Here is an 18,104-nt window from a genome sequence, read left to right on the forward strand (position 1 = left end):
GGCGCGATCGCGACGCGGGATGCCGCGCCTACTCCTCCGCGGCCGGGGGCGGGGCGACCATCGTCTTCACGGGCACGCCGGGCTCGACGATCCACTGCCAGTTGTCGATGAGGCCGGTCGAATCGAGGGTGCCGTCGCCGGCGTCGTACACGCCCCACCGGATCTTGATCTCCTGACCCGGCTCCACGGGCGCCGTGGTGACGAGCCAGCCTGTCCCGGCGCGGTTCTCGAACCCCGTCCCGAGCAGCTCCCGCAGCCCGAGCGAGCACGCGAAGGTCCTGCCCCCGAGCTCGCAGGGCGAGTCGCCCTGGCACTTGCAGACATCGATGAAGGCGTTGTTGAGGCTCATCGCGTTCTCCTCGTGGTCGAACAGGAGGTGCCCGTCGATGCGATCGGGCGGCGCCGGCGAGAGGAGCGCGAGGAAGAAGTCGTTGAAGCTGCTGCAGACGACATCCGGCCAGTCGAACGTGTTGTATTTGGTGTTGAACGAGAAGCCGTGGACGTTCGATGGAACACGGATGGTGATCTCGACGGCGATCGGGTCTTCCGGCCTCCCCGGCAGGAAGTCGACACAGCCGCGAGGCGCCCGGGGGAAGCCGCGCGGAAGATCGCCTGAATAGCCCTTGTCAAACCCCGAGGGGCTCTGGAAGTCCGGATCGGTGTCCTGCCGCGCCGCGCCGCTCGAGAGGGCGAGCAGCCGCACCCCGCCTCTCGGCGCGACGTTGGGCCCGAACCCGTCGAGGATCCCGTGCCCGAGGTGGAAGCTGGCGAGCTTGTCCGCTGCTTCCGGGGGCGCCGAGCCGTCGACCTTCATCCAGGTCGCGGAGACCACGCCCCAGCGTGTGGGATCGGACGACATCGTGCACAGCTCGATCGCCCTCGCGGCGTTGAGCGGATCCGGGTCGTCGATCGCGAGATCGCCGTCGCACGGCTCGGGCACGTTGTCGGGGATACCGTCGCAGTCGTCGTCGACGGGCTCCGGCGCGTCGCCGCCCTCACCGCCGACGGTCGGGAGCTCGAGCGCCCTCGGGTTGACCCGTGGATTGCAGTCGTCGCAGTCGCCTTCGTCCTCCGAGAAGCCGTCGCCGTCCGCGTCGTCGTCGGGCGAGCCGCCGCAGTCCGCGCCGCCGCCGCCCGCGGACCCGCCGCCGGCCGTGGTCGCGGGTCCGGACGTGGATCCGCCCCCTGACCCGGACGTGGTGATGGTCGTATCGGCCGTCGTGCCGGTGGCGCCGCCAACCCCGGTGCTGTCCGCGCCGCCGCCCCCGCCGGAGAGGAGCCCGCCTGCAGGCCCGATCCTCCCGGTGCAGGAGATGCCCAGACACCCCGTGACCGTCATGAAGCTCAAGAATTTCAGCCAGGCCCTCATCGGCGCTCCTCGAGGTCGCAAGAACCGCGGAGGTTCAGGTCGATCCGGCGATACGGGAGTCGTCGACAATTTTATCAGCAGAAGTGACGCCTACAGTCAGCCGATCCCGGCATGAGGCGGTGCTTTTTTGTGAGTCGGGTGCCCACATCGTGCACAGGCCCCCGGTCCGAAGCCCCCGCGCGGAGGACGTGCGAGACGCGCTGCCCGCGGCGACAAAGCGCGGAGCGCCGGCGCGGTGGATGCGCCGGCGCTCTCGCCCCCTCCCGCGGGACGGACGGCCGAGCGCCGCCCGCGCCGGTCCGCTCGGCGGGTGTTCCGAACGATCAGGCCTCGGCGCTCACTTCTTTCTTGCCCTTGCGCTTCGGCTCCTTCTTGAGGGAGCCGTTCGCCTTGGCGGGCACCGCGACCTGCGTCGGGCGCAGCAGATCCTCGGCCATCTTGGCCGCGCGGTTCGTCTTCTCCCAGGCGAACTCGTCGCGCCCGAAGTGGCCGTACGCGGCCGTCTTGCGGTAGATGGGCTTGAGCAGGTCGAGCTGCTCGATGATCGCCTTCGGCCGCATGTCGAAGTTCTGCATGATGTACTTCTCGAGCACGTCCTCGTCCACGCGGCCGGTGCCGAAGGTGCTGACGTGGACGCCGACCGGCTGCGCGACGCCGATGGCGTACGCGATCTGCACCTCGCAGCGCGAGGCGAGCTTGGCCGCGACGACGTTCTTCGCGACGTAGCGCGCGTAGTAGCAGGCGGAGCGGTCGACCTTGGTCGGGTCCTTGCCGCTGAAGGCGCCGCCGCCGTGCCGGCCCATGCCGCCGTAGGTGTCGACGATGATCTTGCGGCCGGTGAGGCCGGCGTCGCCGTAGGGGCCGCCGACCACGAAGCGGCCGGTGGGGTTCACGTAGATCTTCGTGCTCCGATCCATGAGCTTGGCGGGGATGACCTTCTCGATGATCATGCTCCGCACGGCATCGACGATCGTCTTGTGCTTGACCTCGGGGCCGTGCTGCGTCGACAGGACGACCGCGCTGACGCGGACGGGCGTGTACTCCTCGTACTCGATCGTGACCTGGGTCTTGCCGTCGGGGCGCAGCCAATCAAGCTTCTTGGATTTGCGGAGATCGGCGAGCTTGCGCGCGAGGCGGTGGGCATAGTTGATCGGGGCGGGCATCAGGTCGGGCGTCTCGTCGGTCGCGAAGCCGAACATGAGCCCCTGATCGCCCGCGCCCTGCTCCTTGAAGAGGCCCTCGCCCTCGGTCACGCCGCGGGAGATATCGGGCGACTGCTTCTCGATCGCCGTGAGCACCGCGCATGTCTCGTAGTCGAAGCCCATCGCGGCGTCGGTGTATCCGATCTCTTTGATCGTGTTGCGGACCACGACCGGCATGTCGACCCACGCCGACGTCGTGATCTCGCCGGCGACGACGGCCATGCCGGTCTTCACCATCGTCTCGCAGGCGACCCGCGCCGTCGGATCCTTCTCGAGGATTCCATCGAGGATAGCGTCGGAGATCTGGTCGCAAACCTTGTCGGGGTGTCCTTCGGTGACGGACTCGGAAGTGAACTGGTAACGGCGCATGAATCGCTCCTTCGGCGGACGCAAAAACGACCCCTACGAATAGTTCGAGCGCGCGGCACCGTCAACGCGAGCCACGGCCTACCCCGGACAAAAGGCGCCGGGCGGGGCCGGTCGACCACGCCGGCCAGCGGCGGCCTGCCCCCCGCCCGCGTCGAGGGGCCGCGCGTTCCGTCGCCCCCGGCGCCGCGCGCTCGCCGCGGCCGTCGTGCCTCGAAGCCTCGCGCGCCGCGCGCGGACCGCGCCGAGGCGCCTTCCCGGGCGAGGGAGCTGTTCCGCGGCGGGGCGCGCGCCCTCGAGACCGGAGGGGCGCGTGCCCTCGAGACCGGAGGGGCGCGGCGCCCCGGCGCCCCGGTCCGGCGCACTCCCGGGATCGCGCCGTGAGCGGCTATGATGCCGCGCCATGAGGTTCGACGAGATCAAGGCCTGCCTCGAGCGCGAGGGCTGGGCCGTGGAGGTCGTGTCCGACGACACGATGCGCAGCGACTTCCAGGGGGCCGAGCGGGTCTTTCCTCTGTTCGTGCGGATCTCGCCCCCCTTCGTCCTCTTCGCGGTGATCCCGTTCGTGCGGCTCCCGCTGGATCCGGAGGAGGGCGACGTGGTCGTGCGGCGCCTCCTCCAGCTGAACCGCGAGATCAACATGGCCAGGCTGTCGGCCGACGAGGAGGGCGATGTGATCCTGAGTGTCGAGTACCGCCTTCAGGATCTCGATCCGAGCGAGGTGCGCGACGCCGTCGACGTCCTCTCGTTCTATGCGAACAAGCATTATGCCGAGCTGCAGCAGCTCGCCGCGCCGTGATGCGCGCCGCCCGCCCCCTCAGGGCGGGATCTGCTCCTCTCCGGGCTTGATCTCCTCGTGCGCCTGGAGCTCGCCCCGCACGACCCGGACGCGTCGCACCTGGCCGCCGCGGACGACGGTGAGCTCGACGGCGCTCCCGACCGCCCCGCGCAGTCGATCGCGCACCTGGGCGGACGGGAGATCCCGGACATGGACGCCGTCGATCATCACGATCTCGTCGCCGGGGATCAGCCCGGACCGCTCGGCGGCCAGGCCCCGCGGCGCGTCGCGCACGTAGAGCGCCTGCGACGCGTTGTCTCTCGCCAGGACGGCCCCGATGGACCCCACGCTCGGGCTGCAGCCGGCGGCCATGAGCAGGAGCGCTGCGCTCCAGGATCTGCTTGCCACGGCCACACCCTACGCGCATCCGCGGCGATGGTGGTCACGTTTGGGGTGCTCACCGGAGGGGCTGGAGCGCAGGCGGGCCACAAAAGGGGCGCTCCGGAACGCAAGCCCCGGAGGTGAGCACCCCAAACGTGACCACCATCGCCGCCCACAATCCGGTTGGTCTCGGCGGGGAGCTGCTCTAGATTCCGGGCCGGAGTCATCCATGTCAGCGCCGTGCGCTCCCGCCGAGAGCCCGTCATCCGCCGCTCAGTCCGGCGGTGTGCCCGGCGGCTGGAAGATGCGCATGGAGGACCCGTTCAATCGCTACTACCGGTACCCGGTCGCGCGCTGGATCGTGCGCGCGTTGATGCGGACGCCGGTCACCCCGAACCAGGTGACGCTGGTGCAGCCGCTCTTTGCGGCGCTCGCCGGGTACCTGGTGACGTTCGATGAGCCGCGAGCCCTCGTCGCCGGCGCGCTCGCGTTCGAGATCCGCTCCATCCTGGACTGCGTGGACGGGGCGCTGGCGCGGGCGAAGAACCTGGTGAGCCCGGCCGGGCACGCCGTCGACGCCGTGGCGGACTGGCTGGGAGTCGCCTTTCTCTATGCCGGGATTTTCCGGCACTTTCACCTTCACCCGCCGCCGGCAGGCCCGTGGAGCGCCTACGTGTCCACGAACGGGATCCTGCTGCTCGCGCTGCTCCAAGCGGCGCTGCGCTCGTTCGCTGCGGATTATTACAAGCTCAAGTACTGCTCGGTCTTCGAGCGGGGCCGGGACGAGACGGTGGAATCGCTCCGCAGCAAGGTGCAGGCGCTTGGCCCGTCGTCCTCGTTCTTCGCCCATTTCGACGTGTTCATCGGGCGGATGGGGCATCTATGGTTCGAGCGCGCGTGGTTCGACCCGGCGCGGAGCCGGTCTTCCACCAGCGCGGAGCAGGTAAAGCAGCTGATCCGGGAGGAGGCGTCGCCGCTGGCCCGTCTCCTCGGCGTGCTCTGGGCGGTATCGAACGGGGATGCGTTCCTGTCGATGGTGGTGCTGACGCTCCTCGTGAACCAGCTCTGGCTCGGTCAGGTCTTCTTCGCGACCGTCGGCCTCGTCTGGATCCTGGCGGTCGTCTTCCTGAACGGCTGGTTCGTCAGGGCCGCGTCGCGACGCTAGAGCGGCGGTCACCCGCTTCGGAGACGGGCCCACCTCGACGTTTTCGGTGCTCAGCGCACAGGAGTGCGCTTCCGCGCCGAAAACGCCCGATCTGGGCCCGTCTCCTGTGCGGGTGACCGCCGCTCTGCGAAGCGGGGACGAGAAGGGGGCGAGAGGCGTGGGCGACGGGGGGCGGGGGGCGGGGTGGGTGGCTAGCGCGGGGGGAGGGGCACCTGGGGGGCTCACCGGAGGGGCTGGAGTGGAGGCGAGCCACGACAGGGGCTCGCCGGAACGCAAGCCCCGGAGGCGAGCCCCCCAGGTGCCCCTCCCCCCGCGCGCGGAGCGAGGGGGCCAGCGGTCAGAGAGCGCTCGCCAGGCGGCGGGCCTTCTCCACGTCTTCCTCGAAGTCGATCTCGGTCCAGGGGAGGTCGTCGACACGCTCGACGCCGAACGGCACCTCCTGGAAGGCGCGGTCCATGGCGGCCTCGTACTCCTGATCGAGGCGGCCGGCCGAGACCTCCTCCTCGAGGAGGCGCTGCATCACGCGGCCCCCGCGCGGGCCGACCTTGGCGAAGCCCACGGTCTCGCCGGCGAGATCCCAGTCCTTGCCGACCCGCCGCGCGATCTTCATGACCCGGCCGGCGCGGACGCCGACCATCATCTCCTCGCCGGTCTCCTCCGAGCTCGCGTCGACGAGCAGGCAGTTCTCGTGGGGTGAGGTCACGAGGCGCCGCAGCAGCGCGGCGGGGTAGAGCACGTCGGCGTCCATCCACAGGCCCCCGTCCGACAGCCGATCCGCCGCGACATGCAGCGAGACGATGCTGCCGTGAACGAACCGCGGGTTCCTGAGGAGCTCGACGTTCAGCGGAGGGCGGAGCGACGCGACGGCCTCCTCGATCATCTCGTGCTGGAAGCCGACGACGATCGTCAGGTCGGTGACGCCGCTCTCGGTGAGGTTCACGAGGTGACGCTCGAGCAGCGTCTTGCCCTCGATCGAGATGAGGCACTTGGGCACGTCCCGGCCGATGCGCCGGCCGCGGCCCGCGGCGAGCAGGATCGCCCTCATCGGCGCGCCTCGGCCGCGAAGCGGGCGGCGAGCTCCCGCGGCGTGGGGGCGACACGGCCGATGCCCTTCACCGTGCCGCCCTCGACGACCGCGAGGACCATCACCGGGCCCGGCTGCACCAGCGCGGCGCGCAGCGACGCCTCGAACGACTCCGCCGAGTCGGCGCGGTGCGTCGCGCGGTAGCCGACCGCGCTGGCCACCGACTCGAGCTTCACGTCGCCCGAGATCGTCCGCTGCCCGCCCGTCGAGGCGTGCGAGCGGTTGTCGAGCACCACGTGCACGAGGTTCGCCGGCCGCTCGCTCCCGACGCTGGCGAGCGCGTTCATGCCCATGAGGACGTTGCCGTCGCCGTCGAGCACGAAGACCCGCTTGCGCGGCCGCGCGAGCGCCAGGCCGAGGCCGATCGACAGGCCGAGCCCCATCGAGCCGATCATGTAGAAGTTCGAGGGCCGGTCCCGCGTCGTGTAGAGCTCGCGGCCGATCATGCCGTTGCAGCAGACCACGAGGTCGTCCTCGCCGACCGCCGTCGTGAACACCTTGAGCGCCTCGAGCTTGTTCATTCGAGCACCCCCGCCGGGACGATCAGCGCCGCCGGCCTGCTGGTCGAGAGCATGGCGTCCCTGGCCCACCGCACCTGCGGCCCCATCGGCTCGCTCGTGGTGAGGACGCGGTGCGGGATCTTCATGAGATCGAGGATGGGGATCATGATCTCCCCCATCATGAGGTGCTCCGGCGCGTCGTTGCCCCCCTCGCCGCGCCAGGAGATGACGAGCAGCGTGGGGACCTCGTACATCGTGCTCAGCGACGCCAGCGCGTTGACCGAGACGCCGAGCCCGGAGTTCTGCATCAGCACCATCGGCAATTTGCCGCCGAGGAAGGCGCCGACCGCCATCCCGATCGCGCTGTCCTCGCGCGTCGCCGAGATGTAGTGGGCGCTCCGGTCCTCGTCGAGCAGCGAGACCAGGCCCTTCAAGAGCGAGCAGGGCACGCCGGCGAAGAAGTCGAACCCCGCCTCCTTGAGCGCGGCGACGAACTCCGGCGCGTACGATCTTCCTGAACCGTGAGACATCGGCTCACTCCTTGATGAGCGCCCAGGCGCGGCGGTAGTCCTCGAAGGTGTCGATCTCGAGCCACCCCTTGTAGACGTCGATCGCCTGCACGTCCGCGCCGCGATCGATGAGCTCCTGGAGCAGGTCGGTGAGGGAGGCGCTGCGGAGCGACTCGGCCTCGTGGAAGCCGCCCCTGTCGCGCGTCTCCCTGAGCTGGTGATAGCAGTCGGTGAGCAGGCGCGCGCCCTTCGCGGTGAACATGGCCATGCCGACGAACTCGCCGTGCGACTCGGCCGCCGGGATGGAGCGGCCGATGCGGGCCACCCGGTGCGGCGCCTCGGCGCCCACGAAGCGGTAGCCGGCCTCCTGCGCGTCCTTGAGGACCACGAGGTCGGGCACGCCGCGGGCGTCCCTGGGTCGCTGGCCCTCGGCGTACGCGCGGTCGACGACGACCGAGATGTCGGCCGGGCTCTTGAGCAGCTTCTCGAGGTGGCCGCGCTCGAACACGATGTCGCCGTAGAGGGCGACGAACGGCCCGCCGAGCTCCTTGGCGGCGCGGAAGAGCGAGAAGACCTCGTTCGTGGTCGCGAACTCGTCGTTGTCGTAATAGCGGGCGTTCGGGAGCTTGATCGCCTCCTTCTTGTACCCGCGCACGACGGCGACGTCCTTCACGCCGCACGCGTTGAGCACGTCGATCTGCCGCTCCAGGATGCTCTTGCCCTTGAGGTCGAGCATCGGCTTCGGCAGCTCCTCGGTGAGCGGCAGGAGCCCCTGGCTCTGGCCCGCGGCGAGGATGACCGCGGTGACCCCAGGGCTGCCGGACGGCAAGAAGCGCGACTCCTCCCGCTTCATCTTGTCGACGCCCACGAGCTGGTAGACGCGATCGAGCGGCACGACCTTGTCGTCGACGCTGCCGGTGTACATCTCGCGCCGGAGCGTCGTCAGCGTCTCCGTCATCGCCTTGATGGAGGAGCGGATCGCGTGGTTGGCGAAGATGATCAGCTTGAAGCCGGCCCCGTGCAGGGTGTCGACGGTGGTCGTGCGGTAGATCGTCGGCACGCAGACGAGCGGCGTGCCCGGGCGATCCCACGCGCGGGCGAAGGAGAGCACCTCGTCCGGGTCCTTGCTCTTCGAGTGGATGAGCACCATGTCGGCGCCCGCGTCCGCGTAGGCGCGCCCGCGGCGCAGCGCCTCCTCCATCCCCCAGCCGGCGATGAGCGCCTCGGTCCGCGCGATGACCACGAAGTCGCGGTCCCGCTGCGTCGCCTTCGCCGCGCGGACCTTGAGGGCGTGCTCCTCGACGTCCGCGAGCTCGCGCTTCACGCCCGCGTAGAAGCTGCAGCGCTTCGGGAAGATGTTGTCTTCCATGCAGATGCCGGCGATGCCGGCGGCCTCGTACTCCTCGACGCAGCGGACGACGTTGACGGCGTTGCCGTAGCCGTTATCGCAGTCCGCGATGACGGGGAGCGAGGTGTTGTTCATCATCCTGGCGGCCTGGAGGTTCTCCGCCATCGTGAGGATGTTCGCGTCCGGCACCGCGTAGCTCGCGGAGATCTCGAACCCGGAGGCCCAGAGCCCGTCGAACCCGGCCTCCTCCCCGATCTTCGCGGAGAGCCCGTTGTGCGCGCCGATGATGACGATGGGGCCGGGGCGGGCCATCCGTTCACGGAGCTTCCTGGCTTTGGTCACGTGTCCCTCCACTTGCTGTGCGCGGCCTCTCGCCCCTCGCCCGGCGGGCCGCCGCGGCCCGCCGCGGGCTCGTCAGCGAGCGATAGCGAGCGATGCCTCCTCGTCACCGCGCGCGGGCGGCACCGGCGGGGCGCCGCACCTCGCTCTCGTCGGGCGAGCCGGGCCTCGGAACGGGCCGTGACTTAACACCGTTCTCCACGGCGGCCAATGCCGGGGCACCCCGGGCGCAGGGGAGGACGTCACCGCTCGCGATCGAGGACGCCGCGCACCCGGACCAGCCCAGGGCCGGCGCGGAGCACCGCCTGGCACGCGAGGCGATGCCGCGGCGGGGCCCCGAGGCGCTCGAGCAGCTCGCGCTCCTCCCAGCGGGGCGGCTCGAGGTGCTGCTCTCCCTCGACGACCTCGACGCGGCAGGAGGCGCAGCTCGCCGCGCGGCACGAGAACGCGACCGGGGCGCGCGCGTCGTCGCAGACGTCGAGGAGCCGCTCGCCCCCGGCCTCGACGGTGACGGTCGGACCGAGCGCGTTTTCCTCGAACACGACGGTGGGCATCTCGGCATTCTCCTGCATCTTCGCGGGCGTGCGCGGCGGGGCGCGAAGGCCCCGGGCCCGCCCGCGGAGAGCGCATTTTCTCGGCCGTCTCCACGAACTATACGACGTGGTCATGACGGATCGCTGGGACGCAATCATCCTCGGCGGAGGGCCGGGAGGGTCGACGCTCGCCGCCTCGCTGGCCCGGCTCGGCCGCCGCGCCCTCGTCCTCGAGCGGGAGACGTTCCCTCGCTTTCACATCGGCGAGTCGCTGCTGCCGCGCTCCCGCGAGGTCTTCGAGCGGCTCGGGCTGGACGAGGCGCTCGACGCGCGGTTCCTCCGGAAATACGGCGCGCGCTTCCTGTGCTCGACGACGGGGCGGGCGCGGACCTACAGCTTCGCCGACGCGTTCGAGCCGAGGTTCGAGTTCGCGTACCAGGTCCAGCGCGACGCGTTCGACCACCTGCTGCTCCGCCACGCGGCGGCGCTCGGCGCGGAGGTGCGCGAGGCGTGGGAGGCCGTCGAGGTGATGTTCGAGGGCCCCCGCGCGGTCGGGGTGCGCGCGCGGCCCCGCGCGCGCGGGGCGCCCGACGCCGCGCCGGAGCAGGTCGCGGCGGCGAGCGCGGCGTCGGGCGACGTGGTCGAGCTCCGGGCGCCGGTGATCGTGGACGCGACCGGGCGCGATACGCTGCTCGCGTCGAGGATGCGGCGCAAGGCGCAGCTCTCCGAGCTCGACAAGACCGCGCTCTTCGCCCACTACGAGGGCGTCCCCCGCGAGGGAGGGATCGACCAGGGCAACATCCAGGTGGTCCTCTTCGAGCACGGCTGGTTCTGGTTCATCCCGTTCCGCGGCGAGCTGACGAGCGTCGGCGCGGTGGTCTCGTCGCGCTGGATCCGGACCCGGCGGAGGGGCGAGGGCCTGGACGAGCTGTTCGATCGCACCGTCGCCGAGAGCGGCTGGGCGCGGGACTTCCTCGCGAGCGCGCGGCGGGTCAGGCCCGTGAGCGCGCTCGCCGACTTCTCGTACCGGATCGATCAGCTCGCGGGCGACGGCTGGCTCTTCGTCGGCGACGCGGGCGGGTTCCTCGACCCGCTCTTCTCGACGGGCGCGCACCTGGCCATCAAGGGCGCCGATCTCGCGGCCACGGCCATCCACCGCGCGCTCGACGCGGGGGACACCTCGCGCGCCGCGTTCGCGGGCTACGAGGCGGAGATCCGTTACGCGGTCGACCTCTTCCTCGGGGTGGTGCAGGGCTTCTACCGGGGCCAGTTCCGGGAGACGCTGTTCGAGCCGAACCAGCGGCCCACCATGCGCAAGCTCATCACCAGCACGCTCGCGGGCGACGTGTTCCACGCCGAGCGGCGGCCGCAGTGGGCGACGTTCCTCCGGCAGCACTATCCGCCGGACCTGCCCGTCTTCGCGTGAGGCGCGCCGGCTCCGCCACCCGGGGCCGGCGCAGCGGCGGGTCAGGCGCGGATCAGCAGGATGGCGTGCTCGTGGCGCGGGCGGCGCTGGAAGGCGCGGGCGGTGGGCCGGTGGAAGTGGGGGCGCGGCTGCGACGCGACCGCGCGGACCGAGAAGCGCGCGCCGGCCGCGGCCGCCCGGACCACGTCGACCGCGTAGACCGGCGCGCCCGCCACCACGCTGTCGGCGATCAGCAGCACGAGCGGCGCCCCGCCCCGGAGCACGCGCGCGAGCGCGGTGAGCACGCCGCCGAGCTCCTCGCGCCAGCGCGCGCGGCCGGCCTCGGGGCCGAGCGGGTCGAGGCGCCGGCGCGCCCCGATCTCGGCCTGCTCGAAGCGGGCGCTCCGGAGCCGGAGCCACCGGAGCCGCGCCTCGTGGTGGGCGATGTAGTCGTAGACGCCCGGGTAGGGCGGCGACGTGATCGCGAGGTCGATCGAGCCGGCCTCGACGCCGCGCAGCTCGCGCGCGTCGCCCTCCTCGACGATCGCGGGCGGGCTCGCCGCGAGCGGCGCGGCCACCTCGGCGAGGCGCCGCGCGAGCTCCTCGGCCTTGCGGACGAAGAGCCGCGCCGGGAAGCCGCCGGCGATCCGCCGCGGCAGCGCGTGCTCCGACGTGTCGGAGGCGCGGCGGCTGAGCTTCGTGAGGATGGCGGACAGGACGAGCTCGAGGTCCGCGCGCAGCGCGTCCGCGCCGGCGCCCGCGAGGCGATCGAGGCCGACGCGGAGCCCGTCGAGCTCCAGGAGCACGTGCGGCTCGAACAGGGCGACGTCCTCGGGGCCGTACCTGCGGCTCGGGCCGGAGCGCGCCTTGCGGCGCTCGTCGGCCGCGGCCGCGACCTCGCGGGCGGCGGCGACGAGCCGCTCGCGCTCGCCCGGGGTGCTGCCCTGCGCCTTGAGCCGGGCGAGGCGCACGGCGAGCGGGTTCGCGTCGACGCCGATCGCCGCGCGGCCCGCGAGCCGGGCCTCGACGAGGACGGTGCCGCTGCCGCAGAACGGGTCGAGCACGCGCTCGCCCGGCCTGGAGAGCCCCTCGATGAGCCGGCGCGCCGTGTCCGGGTGCATGCGGGCCGGATAGCTGTGGAACCCGTGCACGTGGGCGCGGGCCGCCTCCTCGGCCTCGCTCGAGCTGGCCACGTCGAGCGCGCGGGCGAGCAGCGCGGCGTCGGCCGGGTCGCCCTCGAGCGCCGTGGCGCCGCCGACGTGGGTCAGGGCGCGGCGCTCCTGCGGCGCGGCGCGGGTCGCGCGCGTCTTCTGCCGGGGCGAGCCCGGCTTCGGCCCCGGAGGATCAGCGCTTCGTGGGGTCGACATGGGCGGTCCGTTGTGGCGAGGGCTCGGCGATCTCCCCGGCGGCGAGGGCCTCCTCCTCGGCGGCGAGGGCGCTCGCGCCGCCCGCGGCGAAGGTCTCCCCGGGCGCGGCCGGGCCGATGCGCACCTTCGGCGCGCGGCCGAGCTCGCCCGCGGAGCCCGGCGCGCGCACGACGTCGTTGACCTCGAGCAGCGCGAGCAGCTCCTCGGCCTGGGGCTCGGCGATGCGGAGGGTCGAGGCGAGGGCGCCCGTGGTGAGGGGGGGCTCGGTCTGGCGGGCGACGTCGGACGCGACCGAGACCCAGGCGGCGTCGAGCGCGGGCGCGACGTCCCGGCCTCGCGCCCTGGCCCGCCGCACCGCCCAGACGGCGAAGACGGCGACGGGCGCCACGGTGAGGAGGCCGGCGAGGAAGAGCCCGACCTTCGCGCCCAGGACGAGCAGCAGCAGGGCGAACAGGAAGATCTCGAAGCCGAGCAGCGCGCCGGCGGCGATGCCGGCGGCGCGCCAGCCGGCGCGCGCGGAGGCCGCGGCGCGCGCCTGCTGGAGCAGCGGCACCTCGCGGCCGGATCGCCGGATGCGGGCGTCGGTGACCGGGATGCGCGGGCCGCCGCAGACGTCGCACCGGAAGCGCAGCTCGGGGTGCGGGGAGACGCCGGCCACGGCGTCGCAGTGCGGGCAGGTCTCGCCGCCCTGATCGGCGCCGCACCGGGGGCAGCTCGCGCTCCCCGGCGCGAGCGTCGCGGCGCACACGCGGCAGCGGGCGGCGCCGGGCGGGACCTGGCTCACGGCGCGCTCGCGGCGGCGGAGGCGGAGCGGCCGGCGTGCGCGTGACGCAGCACGGCGTCGAAGATCGCGCGCCCGTCCGCGCAGCCCTGGAAGGGCTGGCTCATCCGCTCCGGGTGGGGCATCAGCCCGAGCACGTTGCGCCGGGGCCCGCCGTAGATGCCGGCGATATCCATCGCCGATCCGTTGGGGTTCGCGTCGCCGCCGACCACCCCCTCGCGGTCGCAGTACTGGAGCGCGATGGCGCGGTCCGCGACGAGCCTGCGGAGCGTCTCCGGATCGGCCTGGTAGCGCCCCTCCGCGTGGGCGATGGGCAGGCGGAGCACCCGGGGCAGGCCGCTCGTGAACGGCCCTTCCGCGCGCGGCGTCACGAAGATGTCGCGGCACTCGAAGCGGAGGTGCGCGTTGCGGGTGAGGGCGCCGGGGAGCAGCCCTGCCTCGGTGAGGATCTGGAACCCGTTGCAGACGCCGAGGACGAGGCCGCCGCGCTCCGCGTGCCGCCGGATGGCCGGGACGATGGGGCTCGTGCGCGCGATGGCGCCGCAGCGCAGGTAATCTCCGTAGGAGAACCCGCCGGGGATCGCGACGAGGTCGGTGCTTGCGGGGAGCTCGGCGTCGCGGTGCCAGGCCGTGGAGGTGCGGACCTGCAGCACGTCGCGGAGCGTATGGATCATTTCGGCGTCGGCGTTGGAGCCTGGAAAGATGACCACGGTCGCGTGCATGGCCGTCCACGTAGTCTGGTTGCCGGCGCTCGGCCAGGGGTCCTGAGGGGGCGCGGCGCTTCACCGCCCGGTTTCGGCGTGCCATCATGGGACATGAGGTCGCGATGGGCCCGAACCGGCCGGTCCGACGCGGCGTTGCGCGTCGCGTCCGGCTACCTCGTGCTCGCGGCGCTCGCGATCGCGCTGGTCCTGGTGGTGCGGGACGGCTCGCCGTGGAGCTATCCGGGCCCGTGGCTCTCGCTGCCGCCGCTCGCCGCGCTGCTGATGAGCGCGGTGGTTGGCCTGACGTTCGCGGCCGGCCTGGTCGTGATGACCCGCGTCGCGGTGGCCCGGTTCGCCTGGGCGCGGCGCCTGCACGCGGAGCTCCGCCCAGTCGCGCGGGATCTCACGTTCGGCCAGATTTTGCTGCTGGCCGGCCTCTCGAGCCTGGGCGAGGAGCTGCTCTTTCGCGGGCTGCTGACGCCGCTGCTCGGCGTGCTGCCGAGCGGGATCCTCTTCGGGCTGGCGCACCAGATGCGCGGCCCGAGCCGCTGGGTGTGGGTCGGCTGGGCCATGGGGGTGGGCGTGGGGCTCGGCGCGCTCTTCGCGGCGACGGGGTCGCTCGTCGGGCCGCTCCTTGCGCACGCGGTCGTGAACGCGGTCAACCTGAGCTACCTGCGCGATCACGACCCGGACGTCCCGGCGTAGTTGCACCGCGTCGCCCAGGTTCGTCCGCCTTCAGCGCTTCTTCGGCCCTGGCCGGGGCGGCCTGGCCGGCGCCGGCCGAGGCGGTTGCGGCGCCGTGCTCGTCCGCGAAGGCTCTTCAACACTCGCCGGCCCGGCCGTCATGGGCCCGGCGGCCACGGGGGCGGGCCCGCGGGAGGGCGCGCCCACGTCCGCTGGATCCTGTGGATTCTGCCCGTCGCCGCCGCCGTCGCGGCTCGGAGGGGACGGCGGCGCGGCCGGCAGGCTGCCCGGCGGCCTCGAGGGTGGGGGCTGGCGCTGGCCCCGCGGGACCGTGGGCGGCTCGCTCTCGGCGGCGCGCGGGCTCGACGGCGGCTTCGTCCTCCGGGCCAGCGAGCGCAGCGTCGGGGGCGTCGCCACCGGGCCGGAGGAGGGCGCGGCCTCGAACTCGAGGTTCAGCTCGAGCGACGGCGGCGCGTCCGCCTCGGCGACGGCCACGACGGGATCGGGCCCCGGTCGCGGCGTGACGCTGCCCTCGCGGCGCAGGAGCGCCGCCCGCGACGACGGCGGCGCGACGTCGTCGAGCACCGACGACGGCCCGCCCAGCGCCGCCGTCGCGAGCCGGGGCTCGAGGCGGCGGCGCGACGGCGTGAGCTCGAGCTCGACGCGGGCGCTCTCGTCCTCGAGGCGGGTCGCCTCCAGCAGGTAGGCGGCGATGGATTTTCGCGTTGCCGGCGCTGGGCGGGAGTCCGGCGTGAACGCGAACCGCCCCACCTTCCAGCCCAGCATGGTGCGCAGCGCGGCCAGCGCCGAGACGGGCGTGCCCCCCACGGTCCCCTGGAGGATGCTCCCCTCGGCGATATCGAGCTGCGCGCGCCGCTTCTTGCTCCTGACCTCGAACACGCCCGAACGCCGCTCCATCTCGAGGACCGTGAGGATGGTCGCGATCGACATCTGGCCGAGATCCCCCTCGATCGCCGTCGTGTCGGGGGTGGCCGGGATGGACATCAGGCTGTCCCGCCGCTGCCGCAGGCGCGACGCCATCTGCACGAGCGCCCCGATCTGGGCGACAACCTCGCTGACCCGGAACGGCTTCGTCATGTAGACGTCCGCGCCCACGTGAAAGCCTTCGAGGCGGGACTCCTGGTCGTCCAGCGCGGAGAGGAACAGGAAGGGCGTGACGGAGACCCGCGACGGCTGCGTGCGCACGTTGCGCGCGACCCAGTAGCCGTCGTGGTCGGGCAGGCCGATGTCGCAGACGATGCACTCGGGCTCCATCGTGCACGCGGACGAGAGCCCGGCCTCCGCGGTGTTGCAGAAGATCACCTCGTAGCCCGCCTCGCGGATCGCGGTGGCGAGCAGCTCCGCGATGTACTCCTCGTCCTCGATCACGAGCACGACCCCGCTCGGCATCTGCCAGACGGTACACGCGCGTCGCGGGTGTGGCCAAGGGTGAATGGCGGCGAGCCGGCCCGAGCATCGCGGGCCTCGCCGCCTCGTCCCGCGCGTTCGTCCACGCCGCGGCCGGGCGCCGCGCGCGTTCGCCCGTGGCGCCCGGTCGCGGCGCGGGATTCACGCTATAAGAACGGAAATGGCAACTCCTGTCCGAGAGGCCGACGCCGTGGCGCGGCTGCGCGAGCGGGCCTCCCCGGGGGCCCGCGTCTTCATCGCGATGAGCGGTGGCGTCGACTCCTCCGTCGCCGCGGCGCGCCTCTGCGATGCTGGCTACGATGTCGTCGGCGTGACGCTGCACCTCTGGGACTACCCCGACGACGGCAGCGTCAAGAGCCGCTGCTGCGCGCCCGAGGATCAGCACGACGCCCGCAGGGTCGCCGATCACCTCGGGATCCCGCACTACACGTTCGACCGCCGCGCCCTGTTCCGCGAGCACGTCGTCGACCCGTTCGTCGACGCCTACCTCTCGGGCGAGACGCCGAGCCCCTGCGTGGCCTGCAACCGGTCGGTCAAGCTCCGGGAGCTGTTCCCGCTGGCCGAGCGGCTCGGCGTGTCGTGGGTCGCGACCGGCCACTACGCGCGGGTCGTGGAGGAGGGGGGCCGCGCGCGCCTCTACCGCGGCCGCGATCGGCACAAGGACCAGAGCTATTTCCTGCACATGCTCCGGTCGGACGAGCTCTCGCGGGTCCTCTTCCCGCTCGGCGACTCGACGAAGGACGAGGTGCGCGCCGAGGCGATCGCCCGCGGGCTGCCGGGCGCCGAGAAGGGGGAGAGCCAGGAGCTCTGCTTCATCCCGTCCGGCCGCTACGCGTCCTTCGTGGCCGAGCGCGCCGCGGACCGGCTCCGGCCCGGCCCCATCGTCGATCGGGACGGCCGCGTGGTCGGCGCGCACGGCGGCGTGCACGCCTTCACGGTGGGCCAGCGCAAGGGCATCGGCGTCGCGCTGGGCCGCCCGGCGTTCGTCGTGGGCCTCGACGCGGCGTCCGGCGCGGTGCGCCTCGGCGACGAGGCCGAGCTCTACGCGGCGGGCGCCGAGATCACCGACGCGGTGTGGAGCGACGACGCGGTCTTCCCCCTGGACGCCGAGGTGCGGGTGCGCGCGCGGCACGAGGCCGCGCCCGGCGTCGTCGAGCGGCGGCGCGACCCGGCGACGGGCGCGGAGCGCTTCGTGGCGCGGTTCGGGAGCCCGGTGCGGGCCGTCTCTCCCGGCCAGATGGCCGTGGTCTACCGGGGCGACCGCGTGATCGGCGGGGGCCGCATCACGGCCGCGCTGCGCCCGGAGGCGCTGCCGTGATCGCGCGCCTGCTCGTGCCCCTCGCCTGCGCGTGCTCGCTGGGCTGCTCGCTCGGGCAGGGGGAAGGCGAGGTCTACAGCGCCAAGCTGCGCGCGAAGGCGTGCTGGGACAGCAGCTACGACATGCGGCCGGACTTCTTCGCCGCGGTCCCCTACCGCTCCACGCTGCAGATCCGGGTGCAGCGCGGCAACGATCTCCAGGAGGTCTCGGACGGCCTCTCGGTGCTGGTCGACGACGTCGATGTCATCCGCGACCAGAAGCTCGACGTCGACCTGAGCGTCGCGCTGCCGCACGGCGTGGAGCTGCCCGGCTCGCCCCCGCCGGAGCCGAAGCCGCGGGAGCTCGCGCCGCTCGTCCACATGGCGCTTTACCTCCAGCGGTCCTGTCATAACCAGAACATCGTGCTCTACGCCGTGCGGGGCACCATCAAGTTCCAGGCGCTGTTCAGCGGCGATCCGAACGAGACCGACGCGGCCGACAAGTACACGGACGCGACGTTCGACGTCATGGTCGGCGACCCGCGCGACGTCGAGCCCGGGCGGCCCGCGGACGCCATCCCGGAGGAGCTCCTCTCGCGGGTCACGGGGTATTTCCGCTTCTACTTCGAGCGCGGTCAACCCGGGCAGCCGTTCCCCTGAGCTCGGCCGGCGGACGCGACCGCGGTCGACGGACATCCGTCGGCAGGGCTCCGGGTTTGTCCTACCTGTCAGGACAGGAACCTTCAGCCTCCGAATGGATTGCAGCTGACCATCCGCCCGGTCCCTCGACCCAGTCGACATGGCAACCCGCTACGAACTCGCGGTAAAGTAGTGACGCTCATGCCCCAACCCCCGCCTCGACCCG

18 protein-coding genes are annotated in these 18,104 nt (G+C 72.7%); 6 read left to right on the forward strand and 12 right to left on the reverse strand.

From position 1 onward, the window contains the following. Window positions 1-28: 28 nt before the first annotated feature. Both WMF31_RS04800 and metK read right to left on the reverse strand, forming a co-directional pair. The gene (locus WMF31_RS04800) at window positions 29-1,369 is read right to left on the reverse strand and encodes a hypothetical protein (RefSeq protein WP_436600798.1); all 1,341 of its coding nucleotides are present in this window, start codon (window positions 1,367-1,369) and stop codon (window positions 29-31) included. Window positions 1,370-1,692: 323 nt separating this feature from the next. Beyond that, entirely contained in the window at window positions 1,693-2,940 is a 1,248-nt protein-coding gene (metK, locus tag WMF31_RS04805) for a methionine adenosyltransferase (protein WP_436600799.1), read from the reverse strand. Between the two features lie 400 nt (window positions 2,941-3,340). Here metK and WMF31_RS04810 point away from each other — a divergent pair, with 400 nt between their 5' ends. Next, window positions 3,341-3,736, forward strand: coding sequence for a YbjN domain-containing protein (locus WMF31_RS04810; protein WP_129353245.1), 396 nt, complete (start codon window positions 3,341-3,343; stop codon window positions 3,734-3,736). A gap of 18 nt (window positions 3,737-3,754) precedes the next feature. Here the strand turns inward: WMF31_RS04810 and WMF31_RS04815 are convergent, their stop codons facing one another. Further along, a complete protein-coding gene (locus WMF31_RS04815; RefSeq protein WP_436600800.1) occupies window positions 3,755-4,123 on the reverse strand; it encodes a PDZ domain-containing protein in 369 nt (122 codons plus the stop codon). Between the two features lie 283 nt (window positions 4,124-4,406). Here WMF31_RS04815 and WMF31_RS04820 point away from each other — a divergent pair, with 283 nt between their 5' ends. Continuing rightward, entirely contained in the window at window positions 4,407-5,261 is an 855-nt protein-coding gene (locus tag WMF31_RS04820; RefSeq protein ID WP_436600801.1) for a CDP-alcohol phosphatidyltransferase family protein, read from the forward strand. A gap of 337 nt (window positions 5,262-5,598) precedes the next feature. On the opposite strand, the gene WMF31_RS04825 is transcribed toward WMF31_RS04820, so the two are convergent. The 5 genes from WMF31_RS04825 to WMF31_RS04845 form a co-directional block, all read right to left on the reverse strand. Beyond that, a complete protein-coding gene (locus tag WMF31_RS04825) occupies window positions 5,599-6,306 on the reverse strand; it encodes an NTP transferase domain-containing protein (RefSeq protein ID WP_436600802.1) in 708 nt (235 codons plus the stop codon). Continuing rightward, window positions 6,303-6,866 (reverse strand): thiamine pyrophosphate-dependent enzyme, encoded by a 564-nt coding sequence (locus WMF31_RS04830; protein ID WP_436600803.1) that lies wholly within the window; start codon window positions 6,864-6,866, stop codon window positions 6,303-6,305. The genes WMF31_RS04825 and WMF31_RS04830 overlap by 4 nt, the downstream gene beginning before the upstream one ends. Next, on the reverse strand, window positions 6,863-7,375 hold the full coding sequence (locus tag WMF31_RS04835) for a thiamine pyrophosphate-binding protein (protein WP_436600804.1): 513 nt from the start codon (window positions 7,373-7,375) through the stop codon (window positions 6,863-6,865). The genes WMF31_RS04830 and WMF31_RS04835 overlap by 4 nt, the downstream gene beginning before the upstream one ends. 4 nt (window positions 7,376-7,379) lie before the next feature. Next, window positions 7,380-9,044: an isocitrate lyase/phosphoenolpyruvate mutase family protein gene (locus tag WMF31_RS04840; protein ID WP_436600805.1), complete on the reverse strand. Its 1,665-nt coding sequence runs from the start codon at window positions 9,042-9,044 to the stop codon at window positions 7,380-7,382. A 239-nt stretch (window positions 9,045-9,283) separates the two neighbouring features. Beyond that, a complete protein-coding gene (locus WMF31_RS04845; RefSeq protein ID WP_436600806.1) occupies window positions 9,284-9,595 on the reverse strand; it encodes a 2Fe-2S iron-sulfur cluster-binding protein in 312 nt (103 codons plus the stop codon). Between the two features lie 112 nt (window positions 9,596-9,707). On the opposite strand from WMF31_RS04845, the gene WMF31_RS04850 reads away from it, so the two are divergent. After that, entirely contained in the window at window positions 9,708-11,000 is a 1,293-nt protein-coding gene (locus WMF31_RS04850; protein WP_436600807.1) for an NAD(P)/FAD-dependent oxidoreductase, read from the forward strand. A 41-nt stretch (window positions 11,001-11,041) separates the two neighbouring features. Here the strand turns inward: WMF31_RS04850 and WMF31_RS04855 are convergent, their stop codons facing one another. Genes WMF31_RS04855 through purQ form a run of 3 tightly spaced genes read right to left on the reverse strand, consistent with a single transcriptional unit; the run spans window position 11,042 to window position 13,849 of the window. Beyond that, complete coding sequence (locus WMF31_RS04855; protein ID WP_436600808.1) at window positions 11,042-12,346, reverse strand: DNA methyltransferase; 1,305 nt, start codon at window positions 12,344-12,346, stop codon at window positions 11,042-11,044. Further along, window positions 12,324-13,130 (reverse strand): zinc ribbon domain-containing protein, encoded by an 807-nt coding sequence (locus WMF31_RS04860; protein ID WP_436600809.1) that lies wholly within the window; start codon window positions 13,128-13,130, stop codon window positions 12,324-12,326. The genes WMF31_RS04855 and WMF31_RS04860 overlap by 23 nt, the downstream gene beginning before the upstream one ends. Next, complete coding sequence (purQ, locus tag WMF31_RS04865) at window positions 13,127-13,849, reverse strand: phosphoribosylformylglycinamidine synthase subunit PurQ (protein WP_436600810.1); 723 nt, start codon at window positions 13,847-13,849, stop codon at window positions 13,127-13,129. The genes WMF31_RS04860 and purQ overlap by 4 nt, the downstream gene beginning before the upstream one ends. A 93-nt stretch (window positions 13,850-13,942) precedes the next feature. On the opposite strand from purQ, the gene WMF31_RS04870 reads away from it, so the two are divergent. Then, on the forward strand, window positions 13,943-14,536 hold the full coding sequence (locus tag WMF31_RS04870; RefSeq protein WP_436600811.1) for a CPBP family intramembrane glutamic endopeptidase: 594 nt from the start codon (window positions 13,943-13,945) through the stop codon (window positions 14,534-14,536). 30 nt (window positions 14,537-14,566) lie between these two features. Here the strand turns inward: WMF31_RS04870 and WMF31_RS04875 are convergent, their stop codons facing one another. Then, window positions 14,567-15,925, reverse strand: a complete 1,359-nt coding sequence (locus tag WMF31_RS04875; RefSeq protein WP_436600812.1) for a response regulator — start codon at window positions 15,923-15,925, stop codon at window positions 14,567-14,569. A gap of 178 nt (window positions 15,926-16,103) precedes the next feature. On the opposite strand from WMF31_RS04875, the gene mnmA reads away from it, so the two are divergent. After that, the gene (gene mnmA / locus WMF31_RS04880) at window positions 16,104-17,261 is read left to right on the forward strand and encodes a tRNA 2-thiouridine(34) synthase MnmA (RefSeq protein ID WP_436600813.1); all 1,158 of its coding nucleotides are present in this window, start codon (window positions 16,104-16,106) and stop codon (window positions 17,259-17,261) included. After that, window positions 17,258-17,899, forward strand: a complete 642-nt coding sequence (locus tag WMF31_RS04885; protein ID WP_129353219.1) for a hypothetical protein — start codon at window positions 17,258-17,260, stop codon at window positions 17,897-17,899. Before mnmA ends, WMF31_RS04885 begins: the two co-directional genes overlap by 4 nt. Window positions 17,900-18,104 lie beyond the last annotated feature (205 nt).

It is taken from the genome of Sorangium sp. So ce1036 (assembly GCF_051369805.1).
GTDB classification, from domain to species: Bacteria; Myxococcota_A; Polyangia; order Polyangiales; family Polyangiaceae; genus Sorangium; species Sorangium cellulosum_F.